Raw genomic sequence first — 20,055 nt, forward strand, 5'->3', positions numbered from 1 at the left:
GCCAGGCCGGTTGTTCAAACGGGAGTGTTAAGAAACCGGCAACCGGCATAAAAAAAGACCCTCCGGCGGGGAGGGTCTTTCAAGTGTTTCGGAAGCTTACTGGCCGCCTGCAGGAGCCGTAGCCGGCGCCTGCTGCGTTGCCGGCGGGGCTTGCTGGGGCGTCACGTTCTCCGGTGCTGCCTGGCGTGCCGCCGGGTCGTACTGGCGCACGATGGCCGGGAGCACTTTCTCGAGCAGCACGTTGTTCTGGTACTCGTCCTGGCCCTCGCTCTGGTACAGGTCGGGGCGCTCTTCGCGGAGGTAATCGTAATAGCGCTTCTGCTCCTGCAAGTCTTTTTCGATGAGGCTGCGCAGGCGCGTGGCGCGCTGGAGGTCGCCGGCCTTGTAGGCCGCCTCGAGGAACTGCAGGGCATTCACGTTGTGCGATGCATAGCGGCTCGCCATAGCTACCGGCAGGTTGCGCTCGGCGATGATCTGGTCGATCTGCCGGAGCATCTGCACCGCCTCGGCTTTCTTGCCCTTGTCGGCATAGTTGCCGGCGATCTCGGTCATGAGGCCGCGGATGTCGAGCAGGTGGCGGCGGTTCTCCTCGTCGAAGTAGTTGCGGGGGAGGTTGGCGCCGCCGGCGCGGAACTTCATGGCGTTCTGGAAGATCGCAGCGTCGTTGTTGTCGTGGATGCTCACCCCGCCCATGCGGTTCTTGCGCGTCTCCATGAAGGTGACCCAGTTCTGCTGCGGGAACTTGCCTTCAACCGGCACGAGGCGCAGGGCCATACCGTCTTTGCGGAGGTACTGGTAGAAGCCGAGGTCACCCATCGGGCTCGTGAAGTAGATCGGGCGCTCCCAGCCTTTCTGCGCGTTGGCGGCGATGATGTTGAGGATGGCCACGCGGTCGAGGCCGATGTAGCGGTCCTGCACCAGCTGGATCTCGAGCGGCATGCCGGAGATCACGGAGTCGCCGGGCTGCACGGTGCCGTTGCGGCGCACGGCGTCCACATCTACAGGGATGAACAGGCGCTTGGTGGGGATCACCGGCTGCACCTGGGTCTTGTCGTCATTCATCAGCTGGCGGCCCACCTGGTCTTTCATGAGCGGGTACAGGGGCTGGAAGCCGGTCTGGTCGCCCTGGGGCTGGTAGAAGAGCACGTTGAAGCCGGTGATCTGGTTGGCGTCCCAGATGACGTCGATGGGCGCGCTTTCGTTCACCTTGTAGCGCAGCTGGTTCACGTACCAGTCGATGCCAAGCAGGCTGGTGTTGATGATGCGGATGTCGGGGCGCACGCCTTCCACTTCCTGGGCATACCAGAGCGGGTAGGTGTCGTTGTCGCCGAACGTAAAGAGGATCGCATTCTTGGCGCAGCCTTCGAGGTAGGTGCGGGCGAGGTCAGGCGCCAGCGTCTTGTTGCTGCGGTCGTGATCGTCCCACTCCTGCGCGGCCATCAGCACAGGCGCCGACAGGCAAAGGAGCGTGGCGAGTGCAACGGAAGATGTCTTCAGCACTTCACTCTTGCCGGCCACGGCTTTCACGATAAAATAGATAAGCCCGATCACCGCGGCATAGATCAGCCCCGCCAGCACTGCGGACCCCATGGCGCCGCCGGCCGTGGTGGTGGTGTTGGCCATAAGGGTGATGATCAGCGTCGTGAGTGCGCCGTAGGTGAGTGCATTGAATAGGGTCTTGCGGTCGCTGTGCTCGTGGGCGAGGCGCACGAAGCCCACCACCGACAGGCCGATCCAGATCGCGAAGGCATAGAAGGAGCCGGCAAAGGCGTAGTCGCGCTCACGCGGCTGGTTGCCCGGCTGGTTGAGGTACAGCACGATGGCGAGACCGGTGAAGAAGAAGAGGAGGAAGGAAACGACCCAGTCGCGGCGGTCTTTCAGGAAGTGGTACACGCAGCCGAAGACGCCGAGCAGAAGGGGCAACAGCAGCAGCTTGTTGGAGGCCTTGTTGTTGCGGATACTTTCGGGGAGCATCTTCTGGTCGCCGAGGCGCATGTTGTCAATGACGGAGATACCCGAGATCCAGTTGCCATCGCGCTTGTTGCCGAAGCCCTGGATGTCGTTCTGGCGGCCGGCAAAGTTCCACATGAAGTAGCGCCAGTACATATGCCCCATTTGGTAGGTCACGAACCAGCGGATGTTGTCGCCGTAGGTGGGCTGCTCGTACACGGTCTGGCCGGACTGCGCATCCTGGGAGCGACTGAGGTTCAGCCAGTCAACGTAGAAGTCGGCATGACCCTGGTCGTTGCTGCGGTCCCAGAGGCGGGGGAAGAGCACTTCGCTTTCGTATTCGACGTCCTGGCTGCGGCCGAGCGCTACATAGCGGCCGTTGCTCTTGGAGTAGCGCATATCCCCCTCCTTATACACGGCCTGGCCGCTCTCGTCGCGCAGCACCGGTGTCGTGAAATAGGGGCCCTTTACCAGCGGCGCGGAGCCGTACTGCTCGCGACCGAGGTAGTAGTTCAGGCTCATCGGGTTGTCCACGTTGTTCATGTCGATCGACGGGTTGGCCGCGGAGCGAAGGAGCGTGGTGGCATAAAGCGAGTAGCCGAGCATCATGAAGGTGACCGACCAGAGCGCGAGGCGCAGGAACGACCAGCCGTTCTTGCGGGCGGCACGGAGGCCCCACCAGATGCCGGCGGCAAGCAGTACGAAGAAGAAGATGAACCCGGAGAAGAAGGGCAGGTTGAAGTTGTTGACGAAGAAGATGTCGAACTTGCCGGCGAACTTCACCGTCCACTGGATCACGGCCACCTGTACCACGCCGGTGATGGCGCAGCCGATGAGGAAGGCGTAGATGGCGCCCTTGCGGGTGTACTCGTAGCGACGATAGTAATAGATCATGACGAGCGCCGGGATGGTCAGCAGCCCGAGCAGGTGCACGCCGATGGCGAGGCCGGTCATGAAGGCGATGAACACGATCCAGCGATCCGCATAATTACGGAGCTGGCGGTCGGTGCCGGCGGCTACGTCGGCGCGCTCCCATTTCAGCATTGCCCAGAAGATCAGTGCGGTGAAGAAGGAGGAAAGCGCGTACACTTCGCCTTCAACGGCGCTGTACCAGAACGAGTCGGTGAAGGTATAGGCGAGCCCGCCCACGATGCCGGCGCCCATGATGGTGGCCGTCTGTGCGCGCGTGGGCTCGATGGCGAGGCCGCTAACGAGCTTGCGGGCGAAGTGCGTGATGGTCCAGAAGAGGAACAGGATCGTGAAGCCGGAGGCCAGTGCGTTCATGATGTTGACGGCCTTGGCGGCGGAGTCCGGGCTGCCTCCAAACAGCACGATGAAGAAGCGGCCCAGGATGGTGAACACGGGCGCGCCGGGAGGGTGCGGAAGTTGCAGCTTGTAGGCAGCTGCCACAAATTCGCCGCAATCCCAGAAGCTCCCGGATTTTTCAGCAGTCAGTACATACACCAGGCAGGCAATGATACACACGACCCAGCCGGTCAGGTCGTTCACTCTTTTAAAGTTCATAGAGAGTTATGATTGGTTTGACCCCGAACGCTTTTTCGGGGTAGTCGCAAAAATATAGGGAAGGGGCTAAATTAAGCCCGATTGCCCTGCGTATTTGTTAAAAGGGATGTAGGGCGGGCAACGGAAATCGGCGGTCAGGGCAAGGGGCTTCCGGGCGGATGCGGTCCGTCGTTAAAAAAAAGCAGGAAAAAGCAAGCGATCGGGGGGGAGGAGTAGCGCGGCGTGGATCAGCCGGCAGGAACGGCCACGGGGGCGGGAATGTTGTTCAACGACCAGGCTTCGGCCTTTTGCGCGAACATCGGCTTGATGGTCTTCCATACGTTGCCGAAGAATTCGGAGTGACGATAGGCGTCGAGCGCTTCGTCAGACTCCCAGTGGCTGTAGGTGAAGAACACGCAAGGATCCTGGCGGTCCTGCCACAGCTGCAGGTGCGTGCAGCCCGGGTAGTGGCGGATACGGTGCCGGCGCTCCTCGAAATAGGCTTCGAACTTGGCGACCTCGTCGGGCCGGAAGCTCAGTTTTACGATTCGAAGGATCATGATTCAAAAAATACTTTTACGGTCTGGTAAAACAAACGGTTCTGGGTAATGGTACCGGGGTTCTTGTCGTTGTAACCGCGCAGGCCGAAGAGACCGGCCGCATTCCCCTTGTTGATGGCGATCTCCATATAGCCCGCGCTGTTGAAGAGCACCAGCTTTTCGCCCTGCGGTACGTCGGCGTAGGAGCCGGAGATGCGCTCGATCACCTCATCGCGCTTGAACACGATCTTGAAGCGGCGCCCGCGGCGCTGCTGCTCGAACTGCTCCTGGGTGATGTTCACCACCACGTTCTCGAAATTGTCGATGAAGATGATGTGGCCTTCGATCCAGCCCTCGCCGTGCAGGGGACGCAACGGGTTCTTCTCGATGTAGGAGGCGTCGGGGGTACCGATGTTCTGCACCGGCTCGCCGTTCACGAGCTGCGTGATGGCCTTCGCCGCCACGTCGATGCAGTAAAGCGTGTTCTTGATCGCGGGTTTGTCGAAGGGAATGCCGATCACCATCTCCGGCTTCTCCTCGAGGATCATCTCCAGCAGGCCGTTGTCGGCGCAGAGCACATACTGGTTGTTGTGAAAGGCGAACAGCAGCTGGTCCGGCTTCGACTCGAAGAGGTTGATCAGCACGATGTGGAAGGTGAACTCGGGGAAGTTCTTGATCGCGCTGCGGCACACGTAGGCGGCCTGCGGGTAATTGAAGGGAGAGAGGGAGTGCGAGATGTCGATGATCCGGAACTCGGGGTTGATGCGCAGCAGACGACCCTTGATCGCTCCAACAAGGTAATCCTGTTGGCCAATATCAGAAGTGAGGGTGACAAGCGGCATGGTGGTGGTGGGAGCGGCGGTAAAATTCTACATTAAAGTCCACAATACATAATCCCGTCGGCCGATAAGTTATCAAGGTAGCCGGAAACCCGCTATTTCACGAGCTTTCCGTCTTTAAAGAAGAACTTTTGCACAAGGCGGTCGGCCCAGCCCGGGAAGAATTTATTCATCCAAACCGTGCGCTTGCCGGTGAAGGTCATCACCCGCGTGCGCTCGCGATTTTTGATCGCCGAGAGGATCTGCGCGGCGCACTCCTCGGCCGACATCATCTTCGATTCATCCATCGGGCTTTCGCCATGGGGTGCGCCTTCCTCATTCAAGGCCACATTCCGGATGTTGGAAGTGGTGAAGCCGGGGCACACCCACATCACGTGCACCTCGCTCGCGAGCAGCTCGGTGCGAATGGCTTCGAGCCAGCCCTGCAGCGCGAACTTCGACGCCGAGTAGCCGCTGCGCCCGGGCAGCCCGCGGTAGCCTGCGATCGACGATACGCCCACGATGGTTCCCTTTCGTTCGAGGAGCGAGTCGAGCGCGTAGCGGGTGCAGTACACTGCACCGAAAAAATTAACGTTCATCACCCGGTGCAGCACCTCTGTGTTGAGGTCTTTCAGCAACGCGCGCATCGAGATGCCGGCATTGTTGATCAGGATATCGATGCCGCCAAAAACCTTAAGGGTGGATTGGATGAAGTTGCGGCAGTCGTTCTCGTTGCTTACGTCGGCCACGTGCACATGCAGCGGGTGCGATGGGTAGCGTGCCTGCAGATCGTAGAGTTTGTCGTGCTGCCGGCCGCAGGTGGCCACGGAGGCGCCGCGGGCGAGGAGGGCATCCACGAGGGCGCGCCCGATGCCGTCGCTGCCGCCGGTTACTACCACCACCTTTTTGTGAAAGAAGTCAGCCATAGGGATTCGTTGATGCGCAAACATAACGAGAAGACGCGGGAATGAAGACGGTGGCGGAGGCGGTGCGTACCTGCAACAAAAAAGCCTCCCGGAGGAGGCTTTTTTCGTGAACCACCTGGTACGTTTCTCGAACCTTTTCTTTTCCGACCTATTCCGGTTGGCCAAGCTCCATAGAATAATCTTTGAAGAAGCCGCCTGATACATAGATAAAATTATATAATATCTAGACTCTTCCGTACCTTTATGTTACTGGTTTACACTTAAAACTCACGTCTAATGGGAGAGTATAGAACTGTGGATTTCGAAGAACTTATGAATGGTGGAGAATTAGTCCTTAATACCCCCAAAGAAGAAATAAAGGATATACTTCGCCGGATAGACTGGGAGACCGAATCCGAGAATTTTCCACAACTAGTCTTTCTTTTTGTCGAATTGATGAAATGCTTTCCGATGCCCCGTACCGAGTTTACAACGGGACATTTTGTTCGAGCTCGCCGAAATCGTTTTAAGGAGGGAAAATTGGAAATATTTAATCAGAAAACCGAAGTGAGTTTTAATAGAACCCCGTCGGGTTGGGGTAGATTCAATTCGGATGCTGAGACTGTATTCTATTGTTCTTGTCCAATATCTGATGATCCATCGGCTACAGCTTCGTTCACCGCAAATCTTGAGGTTTGTAAGGAGATAATTGACCATGACGATGACACAGCAGAATTCAACATGACCATTAGCATGTGGGAAATCCGCAAGCCAATTATATTAGTGCCTCTAGTCTACCATGACGCTGCCGAGGCGAATTCACCGTTTTTCAGACGATCAAATGAGTATTCGCGAAACGTCATATTAAGGTCAATGAATCCAGAGTCTGCAGAATTGTTCGGCGGATTTCTACGCTATCTTTCAGAAAAAGCCGCTCACAGGAAGCCAAGCCGGAAGGATTATATGGTTACGACGGCATTCTACCATGCTCTTCGCGTCGTTTATAACGATGATGTCAGTTTACTTTATTCGAGTGTTCAAACCGGGCACAGAGGAACATGTGTCGTTATGCCTAATCATTTAGTTGAAAAAGGTCACGTCGAGCTCAGCCAAGTCATTATGTACCAGATGAAAAAAGATAATAGAACCAAGGTCATTGACGGACAGCCAATTTCAGACTATATCCATGTCGGCAGCGATGGTAGCTTCGAAATAGAACTTTTCGATGATTTCAAATATTTGCTCAAAAAGCAGTAGAGTTAAAGAGGGGCTTTCAGATTATCGAACCAGCCTAATCTATTCACAGCTACAGGGTTCAAAAAGAAAATGGGACAAGTCTTTCGACTTGTCCCATCAGGTGATCCGGCTGGAACTAGAACTAACTTAACCGGGCTTAATGCGCGCAGAGGGAAACGTACAAGGGATGCGGGTATCGCTCGAATTTCCTTTATTAGCTTTGGTGCTGTTATTAAGTTAGGAAAAGAAAAAGGGGTAACGATTCGGGTAACTACGGGCGGAGTTCATTATATTGCGGTTACCAATCGCGCACCTATGCCTAACGTTATTTACTTCCTAAAAAAGCCCGAGGCCAAAAGCGGCCGGTCCCTCATCATTTTGAAATTTAAGTATCGCGGCAAAGAGCTAGTCTTCTCTACCGGGGAAAACATCGACCCGAAGACCTGGGACAAGGAAAAGGACCGGGTAAAGAGCAACAAGGCCACAACGGCCAACGGGGACTATTCATTAAATGACTTCCTAGGCGCCCTTCGGGAGCAATGCCTGCAGAAGTACAAATCAGAGCTTAAAAACGGCATCCCGGAGCCCCAGGTACTACGGGACCACCTAAAGGCCTACATCCGAAAGAACCGGGACGGGGAAGAGACCCCGGCCACCGGGAAAACCCTCTACGGACTTATCGAGCGGTTTATCTCGGGGGAGATCCGCCACCGGGGGAAGGATCGGGGCATCGGCACCCGGACAAAGTATCAAACGATATACAACCACCTCAAAGAGTTTGAGAAGGCCACCGGCTACCGGGTGGACTATGATACTATTAACTATGACTTCCGGGATAAGCTAATCAGCTACCTAAAAAAGCGGGAGGTTGTCACCGTCGCCCGCTCGGGAGAAAGGAAGGTGCAGAAGGGCCTAAAGGCTAACACTATCGCTAAGGCGTTCACAATCCTAAAGACGTTCCTAAATGAAGCCGTTGAACGGGGGGAGACCGATAACCAGGAATTTAAGAAAAAGGGCTTTAGAATGGATACGGAAGAAACGGACGCCGTATATCTTACCGAGGCCGAGCTGAACCAGCTTTACCGCCACAACCTGAGCGACAATAAACGCTTAGAGGCCGTGCGCGACCTTTTCATATTTAGCAGCCATGTAGGCCTCAGGTACTCGGACGCATCAAGCGTGAAGCCGGAGAACATCGTAACAATCGAAGGGCAGCAATTTGTAAAAATCATAACGAAGAAGACCGGGGAACTTGTGGTGATCCCGTGCCACCCGGTAGTATTGGAGATCTTTGAGAAGTACAAAGACAGCCCCAACCGCCTGCCCCGAGCCATTAGCGGGCAGCGCTTTAACGAGTATTTGAAAGAGGCCTGTGAGCTTGCCGGCCTTACGGAAACAGGCCGCCTCAGCACCGACCCCGCCGCCCGTCTTTGTGACGTTACTTCGAGTCATACGGCGCGGAGAAGTTTTGCAAGCAACTTGTACTTACAAGGCTTTCCGACCCTCGATATAATGAAAATAACGGGGCATAAAACGGAGAAAAGCTTTTTATTATACGTCAAAGTATCAAAGCTCGATGCAGCCAAGCGCCTTGCCGCCCACCAGCGTAACCGCTGGGAGAATAAGTTAGTGAAAGTAGCCTGAACCCCTTTTGGATTCTCTCTCTGAGCCCCGCTAATCCCGGGGCTTTTTTATTATGCTAGTATAATGCTAGTATAGCGGCGCCCGATTCCTTGGTCACCCTATCTCGCTTTAGTTGCTTTGTTGTCAGACGGGCGAAACGCATAAGTAATCCGAAGTCGCGACCGGAAAACCTTAGCGAAACCGTTGCCCCGAAAGCCTAATAATAAAACATCAAAGCAATGTCGCACGCATTAACCCCCACACCCAATCCTGTTGTATTTGTCCCGATCGAGGATTTACAGGCAATTATTGACACCTGCGTCCAGAAGGCAATTCGTGAAAAACAGCAGGAAGAACTAATGGAAAAGTTCCTAAGCCCCGAGGAAACCCGCAAACTTTTTGTGCCGGCCGTTTCTCTCGTTACCCTCAACGATTGGGCTAACAAGGGGTACATCAATCGCCACCGCCTCGGAGGCCGGGTTTGGTACAAGTACGGGGAGATTATCGAATCCGCCAAGACGCTAAAGAAGTTCTCCCGCGATAAAGTAGCCGCCTAACCTTTCCCCATCCTCTAAACACCATCAATGAATTCCACCAATGAAAAAAGCGCAAGCCTTACCGGGGCCGCGCTCACCAATGAGTACCAACAGGGTAAAGGTACCAATTTGGACGTAATTAACCCGCGTTTCGACCATGAATTTTTAGCCGATCCGGTAGGCGAGGCGATAGCGAAAGCCGCCAACGACGGGCGCCTTCTTATTCGGAAGACCGGAAACAAGTGCCTGGATGATGCGAAGATGAGAGAGGCCCCCGCTCAAATCTGCGGCTCCCTTGCCTACAAAGGAGAGCTAACAATCCTCTTTGCAGATACGGGTGTCGGAAAGTCGATCCTGGCCGTACAGATGGCCGACAATGTTAGTCGGGGAAAGGGCACGGCAACCGTCCTAAAGAATGAGGCCGGGCCGCTCGTTACGCTCTTCGTAGACTTTGAGCTTTCCGATAAGCAATTCGAGAACCGATGCTCCCAAAACTTCACCAATCACTACCGCTTTCACGAAAATTTCTATCGTGTCGAGCTTAACCCGGAAGCAGAGTTGCCGGTAGGCTTTGCGAGCTTCGAGGATCACTTAGTTCACTCTTTGGAGGTGGAGATTCAGGAAACAGGGGCCGAGTTTATCATAATCGACAACATAACCTACCTGAGCAACGAAACGGAAAAGGCGAAGGACGCGCTGCCGCTTATGAAGAAGCTAAACGCCATTAAGAAAAAGTACGGCGTTGCCATCCTTGCCCTAGCCCACACTCCGAAACGAGACAGCAGCCGCCCGATCACGGTAAACGACCTTTCCGGCTCCAAGATGCTTTCCAACTTCGCGGACGCCATTTTCGCCATCGGGCAAAGCTCAATAGACAAGAGCATCCGGTATATTAAGCAGCTCAAGACCCGCAACGGGGAGAAGGATTACGACGCAGACAATGTTATCCTTTGCAACGTAGTGAAGCCTACAAACTTCCTGCACTATGAGTTTTTGTCCTTCGCCAATGAATCTGAACACCTGCGGATTATCGAAGAGCGCGAACGCAACGAGGTAGACGAGCAGGTCCGGGCTATCCTGGATATAGAGCCGGAAATCTCCGCCTACGCCATCGCCAAGAAGCTACACACCGGGGATGAGCACCAATTCCAATCCTTCAAAGTCAAAATAACCCGAATAGTAAACCGGCTTAAGGCAGCCGCTTAGTAACAACTAGTAACACCGTAACGGGTGTTACCAAGTGTTACCAATGTTCCTAACCGAAAAGCATTACTATGGATCACCGATACCAGCTCCAAAAGAAGACCATTAACTGCCATGTTTGCGGCGGGAAGAAGAGTCTGAAGCTCTATATCGACACTGCCACCGGCCTCCCCTTAGATGAAACCGTTGGAAGGTGCCAAAGAGAGAACAAATGCGGCTACCACCTGAAGCCCCGGGAGTACTTCGCGCAGCACCCCGACAGCCGCCCAGCGTTCACGCCCAATATAGCCCCGATAGCGCCCGAGAAGTGCCCCGTAGATCTTCCGGGTAGTATCCTTACCCCAACCCTCAGCAACTACGCCCGCAATTCGTTTGTAAAGGCCCTGCTGCCCTTGTACCCGGCGGAGCGTATCGAGAAGGTTGTAGGAGACTACCTAATCGGCACTACGGCCGCAGGCCTTGCAGAAGAGGCGCCCGACAATCTCCCTGCCGTGTTTTGGTTCATCAACGCAGCCGGCGCCATCCGGGCCGGGCAGGTGAAGATCTTTAACGAGGCCTGCAAGACCGTAGCCCTACAGATGGGAGAGCATACCCTAAAAGCCTATTGGATGCACCGGGTCATAAAACGCCAATGCAAGGCCAAGGGGGAGCCCCTGCCCGAATGGTATGCCGACTATGAAGCAGGGGAGAAGGTAACGTGCCTTTACGGGGCTCACCTGTTAAAAAAGTACGCGGGTAAGCCGGTGGCGGTAGTGGAAGCTCCTAAGAGCGCAATTATCGGAGCCCTTGAATACCCGGGCATGGTATGGGTGGCAACGACCTCGCTTTCCTACCTGACCCGCGAAAGGTGCCGGGTGCTTGCTGGCCGCCGCGTTCATCTCTTCCCCGATACCGGCATTCTCAACCCGCGCACCGGAAAGACTTGTTGGGACCTGTGGAGCGAACGGGCCGGAGAGCTGGCGGATCTTGCGGAGTTCCACGTTGAGCGCGTCCTAGAGGACAACACAACCCCGGAACAGAAGGAGCAAGGCTACGACCTAGCCGACTACATCCTGGACCGCAGACGGGCACAAGCCGGCGCCGTGGGGATCAAATCGGAAGAACTGGACCGCTTCACCGGCTCCACCGCCTTCCCTCAGTTCGGCGGCCTCATCCTCGCCCACTTCCTGAGCAAGTCCGGGGAATGGATCGAGCCCCTTTACGACGCCGAAGGGATGCCCGCCACCTACGGGCCCCAAGTGCAGCACCTCGAAGCCTTCAGCGGCAAGACCTTCCGGCAAAGCGCAATAGACGGCGCCCCCTGCCTCATTCACCAATGCAATTAACACCAACCTATGACCCCCAAAAAGAAAAACACCGCCTCCCTTGTGGCCCAATACAAGGCCGGGAGCCCTCAGATCCAAACCTATACCCACCCCTCCCTAGCGAAAGCGGAAGCCCCGGCGCCGTTGCTGGAAACAATCGCCTTTGCCTGCCACAATAAAGAGGCCGCAAAGATCCGCCTCCGCTACCTCCCGGGCATTGTGGGTATCACCGAAACAGAGGCCGGGCTTTCGGTACTCTACGAACCTAAACGCTGCCTAGCGAAACTTATCGTGAAGACCGGGCGCCCTAGTCAATTCAAACCCCTCAAAAGCAAAAGAGCATGAAGAGTGTAGAAATCACATTGCCGACCGCAGCCGATGAGATCACCGCCTGCCGGAAGATTGAACAGACAAAGCACGTTCGCCGCGCCTCCTGGGTCAAGCATCGAGTTATCCGGGTATGGTACGGCCCCAAGATCGACGCCGATGCCATTACCGCCCTTGTCCTGGGTCCCGAAACCCCGAAGGCTACGAAGGCACGCAAAACAACAACCGTCCCTAAAAGAGCAAAAACACCGATTAAATACTAACCCATGAGCAACACAATAAACACCGGCAAGGGGTTACAAAAGGTAGCAACTACGAAAAGCCGAATTGCCGAAATCATGGCTATCCCCGTGGTAACCCGCGAAGACGTGAACCGCCTTATCCGGCCCCAAGATCGGGACGCCCTGGCTAAACATATCTCCAAGCTAGGTACCACCTTGAAAGGAGAAGAACTCGAGCGGCTTAACGAGCAATGGGATCTATTGATTACCCAAGAGACGAAAAACCAAACCTGGGAGGAGAACCATAGGATCATAACCAATGCCATGTACCAGCACCTCGAAGACTATGCCCGCTTCCCTTCCCATAGCAAGCTGGCGAAGGATACCGGCCTAAGTCGCAAGACCATAGCAAAGCACCTAAAGGAGTACGACAAGCACCCCATGTACGAGACAGAACTGCAGAAGTTCCGATACTACTCGACCCGCGTGCTCGGAAAGGTTGCGCAGCAGGCAACGCAAGGGGATATGAAGGCCGCCCGCCTATACCTCGAAACAGTAGCGGTCCTTTCCGGCGCCCCCCGACCCGGTACCGTGAACAACTTCACGCAAAACAACTTCCTGCAATTCAACAACGGGCAGGCCATCACCCAGCAAGCGTTAAACAGCCTCCCCCTTGAAGTGCAGGCCCAAGTACAACAACTAATCCTAAACGCGGCAGGGGCAGCAGCCTCGGCCGGCAAAGTCGCGTCCCATGAGTAGGCTAAAGATTGAAATTGACCGGCTATTTAGTGGGGTGGCATTCCGCCCAATCCCTAACGCCTCAGGAAAGGGGGAGTACGTCGCTTACGAAGGAGAGCTGCAACACGGCGGTAAGATCTACAAGGTCGGACGCACCAACAGGGGGAAGAAGTATATAGAGCCCCTTGATCTCCTTGCCCTTATGAATGCCCTAGGCTATTGATTCACACCAAATACAACCTATAATGAACACCGTAAAAACTTGTAAAAAGTTATCAAACGCACGGGGCAGCAAGAACACTAGCCCGCTGGATATGCGCAAAGACTGCGCCCCCTTTGACGCAAGAACCGCCGCCGCTATCCGGGATATTCTATACGGCGACCCTTTGAGAAAGGAAGACTATAACGCCCTTAGCGCAGAAGAGAAGCGGGCACTAATAACGGTAGTGGTGGAGGGAATTAATAATTTGGGAGACCGGGACCTGGATAGGTTTAACGAGCAGGTAAAGGAGTTGCTGCCCGAAGAAACCCGAAACGCCACATGGGAGCGCAATTATGTTATTATTTCCAACGCCATCCACGCCCTAACGATTGAATACAACAGATTCCCGATCCTCGAAGAGATAGCAAGGGAAACGAGCCTAAGCCGGACAACGGTACAAAAGCACATGAAGGAGTATATCGGCAGCCTCCTACACCTTCAGCGCACGGACAACCTTATTGCAATGAGGGAAACCGTTCTGCAGCGTGTTTACCGGGAGGCCACGAAGGGCAACGTAAGGGCCGCAAAGGTGTTCTTAGAGGCTACCGCCCCAATAGCAAGCACTCCGCAGAATATACGGAACCAGCAGAACAACTTTATCCAGGTGAACGGCCTGACCATTACCCGGGAGCAGGTGTTAGCCCTCCCCGAGGGCACCCGGGCCCAGCTCGAAACGATCCTTTCCCTTTTCCCTCAGGAGGCCCCCGCTGCGCAATATCAAGCCCTGCCGGGACAACCGGCTTAAATCCTCATTCGATTAACATCAAACATAGAAAAATGGAAAACAAGACCGCCATCCAAAGACAATTAGCCGCAATTGTGGCCCCGTATGAAAACAACCCCATGCCGCCCGACGACCAGGAGCTTTTAGAGTCCTGCGCCCTGCAAGGTATCCTTAGCCTCTTCCGCCAAGGGAAGGCCGAGGAAGTGGTAGACTTTATCCTGGCAAGCTACCCCAATCCCGGCCCGGTAGAGATCCCTTCCGACCTCTCTTTCCTTGCCATCAATGCCACCGTAAACGCATGGAGGGACACAGCCCGAAAAGGGTAAAAAATAACGGTAATGCCTAGCCGATACGTCGCCCCTTTTTAGTATCTTGAAAGGGGCGACGTATCTCACTAAATCAAGCCTCTACCTATGAATTGGAAAAAGAAAGCACCACAACCCCAGCCGGCCACCATTGGCCGCTATCATTCTACAATCGGTACCCTTCCCTTTACGCTTTTCGAGAGGGCCATAATTGACGCCGATCTTTCCGCTCTTATCATATCCGGAGAAGTGCCCGAGCCTCAGTTATTGGAGGCCTTCGATAAGATCCTGAGCGAGTATAACGAGGCATTAGGAAGCCTGGATACCGCCTCCCTTTACCTATTAGCCAAGACCCGGGAGCTTTGCACGCTTAGGGCCCGGAGGATGCAAACCGAGCCTATTATAGAGATCCTGCGCACATTGTACGTCCCCGATCTCGAAAAGTACCTGCAGCGCCTTACCGGGCTCACGGCAAAGCTCGATCCGGCAAACCCGGTTGAATACGCTAAGAACCTTGCCCGCCATGAGAAGAGAGCCGCCCCCAGCCTAAAAGAAAGGGCCGTTGAAATTGAAATGAATGGACTAGAGGCGAGGCTAGCAGCAAGGGAGCAGAGCGCGCCCACCCGCGAGTATTTCACTACGGTATTCGTGAACCTAAGCAACCATTCCGGCACCCACATAACAAAAGACAATACCACCGTACAGGAGTATTGCGTAAGAGTGAAGGGACTAAACAAAGCGATTGAACAACAACAACAAAGCCCCAAACGATGACCCTAGACATCATATTAACAGCAGCTCAGCGGATCAACGTGGAAGCGGCCGGCCGTGAGGCAGTAAGCAAGACTACCGACGAATTGGTGCGCCTGAATCAGGCCCAACTATACCAGGGCAACAACTCCGAAGGCGGCAAGCTGGGGCGGTATGTTAACCCATCATATGCCCGGATGAAAAACGGCATGAATGGCCTGCCTGGATACGGGAATAAGGACCTATACCTTACCGGCGCCTACTCCCGAGGAATCTATGCCAAGGTATCCGGCACCTCGATCACGATGGGCTCCACCGACCCCAAGGCCGAATACCTCGAAACGGGCAAGAATTACGGCCTCTTTGGCGAGAGTAAGCGGATGTATGTAGACGGGGCGCTACGCACGGCTTTCGTGGACGCTATACGGCTCCAAATGCGGCCCTAGTGCCATAACCTTGTAACCTATCAATAACCTATAAAAAACACCTATGGAAACAATCAAACTAGACGATTACATAGACCTGGGGAAGACCGGGAAGCAGACCACCGACTTTATAAAGCAGGTGCAGGAGGCTATCGACGCGGTTAATAAGCTGCGCACCCTCGAAGTGGATCTTGGCAAGGTCAAGACCAACAATCAACTAAAGGCCACGGTTGCCGAAATGAATGCCTCCCTTAAGACGTTGGAGGCCTCCGTAAAGAACTACACCACCCTGCAGCGCGCCGCAGCCGATGCCGACCTTGCCGCAGCCAAGGCGAAGAAGGAGACGGCAGCCGCAGCTGAGCGCCAAAGCAAAGCCGCGTTAAACGAGGCTAAGGCCACCGTAGAAAACGCCAAGGCGAAGGAAGTAGAGGCCCGCTACGCCGCTATCCTGGCCAAGGAAAAGGATAAGGTAAGCAAGGCCGCAGAGATGGAGGTAAAGGAGCAGCAGCGCCTAGAGAATGCTTACGAGCAGCTAAAGGCAAAGTATAAGGACGCCGCCGATCAAAGCAAGCGATTCGGCGCCGCCTATGGTACGCAATCTCAAATGTACCGGGATATTACCGCCGAGGCTAACAAGTACTACGCGGAACTTATCAAGCTGGAAACGGCGGTAGGGCAGTCGCAGCGCATGGTCGGGCAGTACGGTAATGCTACAATGGCCCTTAACCAGGTATTGCGAGAGGCGCCGGCTTTCGCTAACTCTTTCGCTACGGGTATCTCCGCAATCGGCAATAACATCCCGGTACTCATTGACGAAATCGGGAAGTTGAAGGCGGCAAACCTGGAACTTGTCGCAGCCGGGCAGCAGCCTATCCCGATATTCAAGACCCTTGCCGCGTCGGTATTCTCCTTTGCGGGCCTCCTGCCTATTGCTTTCCTTGCCCTGCAAATGTTCGGTAAGGAATTGGTAACGATGGTATCGAACCTTACCAGCACCAAGGCAGCAACGGACAAGTATAACGATGCTCAGAAGGCACTATACAAGACCACTAGCGAGCTGAACGACGTTACCAAGGCCCAAATAGATCTAATCCGGCAGACCCGGGAAGAGCGGCTTAACGCGCTAAAGTCGGAGATCGACTTAGCCGAGAAAAGCGGCTCCCAGCAAACGCGCCTCTTTGCCCTCCGTAAGAAGCTCGCAGCGGAAGAAAGCACCATTGCCCAGCAACAGTTAGCTAACGCCATCAAGGCAGCCGAGGCCGAGGATATTAACGTAAGCAACGGGGTGAAGGGTCGGGAAGCCTTGCTTAATATGCTGCGCTTTGCCGGCTCTAGCCTCGAAAGCCAAAAGAACGCGATTAAAGACCTTGCCGCCGCTCAGACGAAGGGGGATAAGGATGCCATCGAATCGGCACAGAAGCGCCTGGACGCGGTTAATGCAATGGCCACAGCGGAAAAGAACCAATACGACACCTACTCCGCCATCCTTCAGAACGCAAGCGACAAGGATAGCGCCGTGCAGCAGCTCGCAGCCGAAGAGGCCAAATTTAGCGCCGATGAACGCCGAAAGCTCGCCCTCGAAACGGCCCGGATAGAATCGGACACGGTAGTTAATAAGAATACCCAAATCCTCAATAGTGACCGTTCCACCATGCAGGAACAGTTAGACGCCTTGGGACGCATTGCGGCGGCTCGTAAGCGGGTTATCGACGCAGAGCGGGACGATGTGCTTAATGATCCCGAATCAAGCGACGCAGACCGGGTAATAGCGCGCCGGAAGGCTGCCGGGGAGATCCTAGCCCTCGAACTGGAAACGAATAGCAACCGCCTGCAGGTATCGGAGGACTTTAGGCTGCGGGAACTAACAGCCTTAAAGGAGTCGGCCGACCTGCGCCGGCAGGAAGAGATCAAGCTAAAGGAGGACGTATTGCACGCCGATAACGTTTCCTTTTCGGATCGTATGGAAGCCCTCGCCGGGTTCATTGCCAAGCAACGGGAGGCAATCGAGGCCGACTTAGCTTTTCGCCTGAAGTCTGCCGGCTTCACCGATGCCGAGGTAGAGGCGGTACGCACGGGGCAGCAGGTGCAAATACAGGGTAAGAAGATCACCGCAGAGGAATTGCTAGCCATTCAGGCAGATTACGAGGTAAAGAGCAACACCCTGGCCGTTGAGAGCATAGACCGGCAGCAGGCTATCTTAAAATCCGCCCTGACGAAGCAGACCGCCTTACGGAATGAAAACTTAGAAGAGGTAAAGCGCATATACGAGGGCCTGGACCTTGACGCCGCCCGCTCCAACGCGCAGCAGCAGAAAGACCTAGCCGACCAACTGAGGGCCGGGGAGCTTACTTACGAAGGATACCGCCGCGCCGTGGCCAAAGCCGACGCCGCTTTTCTGGCTAAGACACGGGCTAACCGTATCGCCGCAATCGAAGGAGAGCTTTCCTATTTCAAGAATGCAGAGGCAAAGAAAGCCGAAGCGCAAGCGAAGGTTAATGAACTGTCCGAGCAGCTCACGCAGGCGCGCACGGATGGGGAACGTCGCGCACTTAATCAGCGTCTTGCAATCGCTCAGGAGGAACTGGCCCGGGCCAAATCGGACGCGGATAAGAAGACAGCATTAGAGCGGCAGTTATTGGATGCCCGTGCCGCCCTGAATAAGGCCTATATAGACCAACGCATGGCCGAAGAGGTGAAGTTAGCCGACCTGCGAAAGCAGCTAGTCGGGGAGCTTATAGCCTTGGGTCAAACCCTTGTGGAAGGGTTCTACCAAAGGCAAGACGATGCCGTGCGGGAGCAAATGGAGCTTAACGAGCAGAAGCGGGAACGGGAGATCGAAATAGCTAACGCCACGATAACGAACCAGCAACAGCGGGAGCAGGCGATAGCGGAAGCGGACGCTCGGGCCGAAGCGCGCCGGGTACAGCTCGAAAAGCAGCAAGAGCAGAACGAGGTGCGAAAGGCGAGGATCATAAAGGCAATGAACCTTTTTGCGGTGGGCGTTGAAACCGCGCAGGCGGTTGCTAAGATCTCACTAGCCGCAGCAACCGCGAAGGCCCAGGCCGCCGCCGTACTCGCCAACCCGCTTACCGCGCCCTACTTTCCGATAGCAGCAGCCGCAGCCGCAAAAGTAGCCGCACAAATCCCGCTCACGATTGCCATAGGTGCTATAAGGCTGGCAGCGGTAGCCGCTACACCTATCCCGAAGTATTTTAAGGGCCGCTCTGCCTCCGATCCCTACGAGGGCCCGGCATGGGTAGACGATGGTCCCAGCGGCAAAGGGGGCGCCCCGGAAGTGGTGCTGCGCCGTACCGGGGAGATCGAGATAGGCGGCAATACCCCGCGCCTTACCTACATGAGGAAGGGGGATATAGTACTGCCGGACGCAAAGGCCCTCATTCATAACCCGAAGTGGGCGCAGGGATACGCCCCGGGCTCACTTACTGCGAACTACTCCAACCCCTACGGCGCCGATCAAACCCGGCTCCTGAAGCGCACCGCCTCAACGCTCGAACAGATCAAAGAGGACAACCGGCACTACAACCGCGTAAAGCCGCGCGGGAAGATTCGGGAGGGCTGGGTAATAGATGATTGGTTTAAAAAACGCATCCAAGGAAACAGTTAGGCTAAGTGCTTACCTATGAAAAACACCTTTCTTTTTCCATTAGACGGGGCTCCCTTTCGGGGGCCCTTCTTTGTTACTGCTCCGGCAATAGGAGAGGGCTATTTGCAACGGTGTGTATAAAATAAAGTTAGTAGTACTAATTGCACTTTAGTACTAATGGACTACTTTAGCACTACCAATCGCAATTAAAACCCCTTTCGCATGAAAAAGCAGTCGTTTCACATCGGCGGCTATTGGTATCACCTCGAATGGTGTACCGCCACAGGCCGCGCCGTAGATCAACACGGACGTTTTTGGACAAATCCCGCCCGCCCCGTATCGGAGTGCGGTTATCTCGAAGCCCCGGCCGACACTACGGCCCCCGTAGCAGCTCCCCGCGCTACCGGCAAGCCCAAGGCTATCCGCATTAGCCTAGGCATCCAATCGCTAGCGGCATCCTACGCCCACCGTGAGCGGTTCCCGGCCCGCTACAAGGCCACCGGAAAGCATACCCTCGCCTTCCTTGACGCCGACAAGACCCTTGCCCGGATCTCAGCCAACTAATCAACTAACAGCCCCTCCGGGGGCTTTAAATACTCCTGCTATGTACCGCAAGAAGAAAGGCTGCACCTGTCGCACCGCGCCCGCCGACAAGCGCGACTACTACGCTCTCCTCTGCCCCGCTCACAGCGCCGAGGCATCCGAAAAGATGCTCCGGGAATCCGAGGCCCGGCTAGAGGAATCCCGCAAGACCCTCGAGCGCTCCCGCGAACACCTGCGCAAGACGAATAAAATGGCCGACGCCATCCTCGAGGGCGTTGCCCGCAAGCTCGAAGCGCATAACGAGCGCGAACTAAAAGCCCAGCTCAAGACCTGCAGCACCTGCCCCTTCGCTGACCGCTGCCCCGATGCCATCCAAAAGGCTAAGGGCCACTATTGCCCCCGGATTCATAAGCTCATTCCGAAAGACCTCCGCACCGGGGACACGACTACACGAAAGGCGGCAACCTTCCGCCGCGCCTCCTATGACGCCCTTTGCCACCTTACCAGCACTAAAGCCTGGGAAGAGCGCAACAATTAAC

The 20,055-nt window shown here is 55.4% G+C and carries 19 protein-coding genes; 15 read left to right on the forward strand and 4 right to left on the reverse strand.

What is annotated here, in order from left to right; translation table 11 throughout:
- Positions 1-96 precede the first annotated feature (96 nt).
- The 4 genes from ABD937_RS08760 to ABD937_RS08775 all read right to left on the reverse strand — a co-directional run bounded on the left by ABD937_RS08760 (position 97) and on the right by ABD937_RS08775 (position 5,736).
- Entirely contained in the window at positions 97-3,474 is a 3,378-nt protein-coding gene (locus ABD937_RS08760; protein ID WP_345255137.1) for a glycosyltransferase family 117 protein, read from the reverse strand.
- 227 nt (positions 3,475-3,701) lie between these two features.
- The gene (locus ABD937_RS08765) at positions 3,702-4,013 is read right to left on the reverse strand and encodes a putative quinol monooxygenase (RefSeq protein WP_345255139.1); all 312 of its coding nucleotides are present in this window, start codon (positions 4,011-4,013) and stop codon (positions 3,702-3,704) included.
- Positions 4,010-4,834: an SAM hydrolase/SAM-dependent halogenase family protein gene (locus ABD937_RS08770; RefSeq protein ID WP_345255141.1), complete on the reverse strand. Its 825-nt coding sequence runs from the start codon at positions 4,832-4,834 to the stop codon at positions 4,010-4,012. The genes ABD937_RS08765 and ABD937_RS08770 overlap by 4 nt, the downstream gene beginning before the upstream one ends.
- A gap of 92 nt (positions 4,835-4,926) precedes the next feature.
- The gene (locus ABD937_RS08775; RefSeq protein ID WP_345255143.1) at positions 4,927-5,736 is read right to left on the reverse strand and encodes an SDR family oxidoreductase; all 810 of its coding nucleotides are present in this window, start codon (positions 5,734-5,736) and stop codon (positions 4,927-4,929) included.
- Positions 5,737-6,012: 276 nt separating this feature from the next.
- Between ABD937_RS08775 and ABD937_RS08780 the strand changes: the two genes are divergently transcribed.
- The 15 genes from ABD937_RS08780 (at position 6,013) to ABD937_RS08850 (ending at position 20,054) form a co-directional block, all read left to right on the forward strand.
- Positions 6,013-6,972, forward strand: a complete 960-nt coding sequence (locus tag ABD937_RS08780; RefSeq protein WP_345255145.1) for a hypothetical protein — start codon at positions 6,013-6,015, stop codon at positions 6,970-6,972.
- A gap of 294 nt (positions 6,973-7,266) precedes the next feature.
- Entirely contained in the window at positions 7,267-8,595 is a 1,329-nt protein-coding gene (locus tag ABD937_RS08785; protein ID WP_345255147.1) for a site-specific integrase, read from the forward strand.
- Positions 8,596-8,813: 218 nt separating this feature from the next.
- A complete protein-coding gene (locus tag ABD937_RS08790) occupies positions 8,814-9,131 on the forward strand; it encodes a hypothetical protein (protein ID WP_345255148.1) in 318 nt (105 codons plus the stop codon).
- Positions 9,132-9,158: 27 nt separating this feature from the next.
- Positions 9,159-10,316, forward strand: a complete 1,158-nt coding sequence (locus ABD937_RS08795) for an AAA family ATPase (RefSeq protein ID WP_345255150.1) — start codon at positions 9,159-9,161, stop codon at positions 10,314-10,316.
- 68 nt (positions 10,317-10,384) lie between these two features.
- The gene (locus ABD937_RS08800; RefSeq protein WP_345255151.1) at positions 10,385-11,638 is read left to right on the forward strand and encodes a DUF6371 domain-containing protein; all 1,254 of its coding nucleotides are present in this window, start codon (positions 10,385-10,387) and stop codon (positions 11,636-11,638) included.
- A gap of 9 nt (positions 11,639-11,647) precedes the next feature.
- Positions 11,648-11,962 carry a hypothetical protein gene (locus ABD937_RS08805; protein ID WP_345255152.1) on the forward strand — a complete coding sequence of 105 codons (315 nt, stop codon included), beginning with the start codon at positions 11,648-11,650 and terminating at the stop codon, positions 11,960-11,962.
- A complete protein-coding gene (locus ABD937_RS08810; protein ID WP_345255154.1) occupies positions 11,959-12,207 on the forward strand; it encodes a hypothetical protein in 249 nt (82 codons plus the stop codon). The genes ABD937_RS08805 and ABD937_RS08810 overlap by 4 nt, the downstream gene beginning before the upstream one ends.
- Before the next feature lie 3 nt (positions 12,208-12,210).
- Positions 12,211-12,924: a hypothetical protein gene (locus tag ABD937_RS08815; RefSeq protein WP_345255155.1), complete on the forward strand. Its 714-nt coding sequence runs from the start codon at positions 12,211-12,213 to the stop codon at positions 12,922-12,924.
- A 224-nt stretch (positions 12,925-13,148) separates the two neighbouring features.
- On the forward strand, positions 13,149-13,910 hold the full coding sequence (locus ABD937_RS08820; RefSeq protein WP_345255156.1) for a hypothetical protein: 762 nt from the start codon (positions 13,149-13,151) through the stop codon (positions 13,908-13,910).
- 32 nt (positions 13,911-13,942) lie between these two features.
- Positions 13,943-14,215, forward strand: coding sequence for a hypothetical protein (locus ABD937_RS08825; protein WP_345255158.1), 273 nt, complete (start codon positions 13,943-13,945; stop codon positions 14,213-14,215).
- Positions 14,216-14,302: 87 nt separating this feature from the next.
- Positions 14,303-14,968 carry a hypothetical protein gene (locus ABD937_RS08830; RefSeq protein ID WP_345255160.1) on the forward strand — a complete coding sequence of 222 codons (666 nt, stop codon included), beginning with the start codon at positions 14,303-14,305 and terminating at the stop codon, positions 14,966-14,968.
- Complete coding sequence (locus tag ABD937_RS08835) at positions 14,965-15,390, forward strand: hypothetical protein (RefSeq protein ID WP_345255161.1); 426 nt, start codon at positions 14,965-14,967, stop codon at positions 15,388-15,390. The genes ABD937_RS08830 and ABD937_RS08835 overlap by 4 nt, the downstream gene beginning before the upstream one ends.
- A gap of 43 nt (positions 15,391-15,433) precedes the next feature.
- Entirely contained in the window at positions 15,434-18,994 is a 3,561-nt protein-coding gene (locus ABD937_RS08840) for a hypothetical protein (protein WP_345255162.1), read from the forward strand.
- Positions 18,995-19,195: 201 nt separating this feature from the next.
- Entirely contained in the window at positions 19,196-19,537 is a 342-nt protein-coding gene (locus ABD937_RS08845; protein ID WP_345255164.1) for a hypothetical protein, read from the forward strand.
- Between the two features lie 40 nt (positions 19,538-19,577).
- Positions 19,578-20,054 carry an ATP synthase subunit B family protein gene (locus tag ABD937_RS08850; protein ID WP_345255166.1) on the forward strand — a complete coding sequence of 159 codons (477 nt, stop codon included), beginning with the start codon at positions 19,578-19,580 and terminating at the stop codon, positions 20,052-20,054.
- Position 20,055 lies beyond the last annotated feature (1 nt).

The organism is Flaviaestuariibacter amylovorans (assembly GCF_039541815.1).
GTDB classification, from domain to species: domain Bacteria; phylum Bacteroidota; class Bacteroidia; order Chitinophagales; family Chitinophagaceae; genus Flavisolibacter; species Flavisolibacter amylovorans.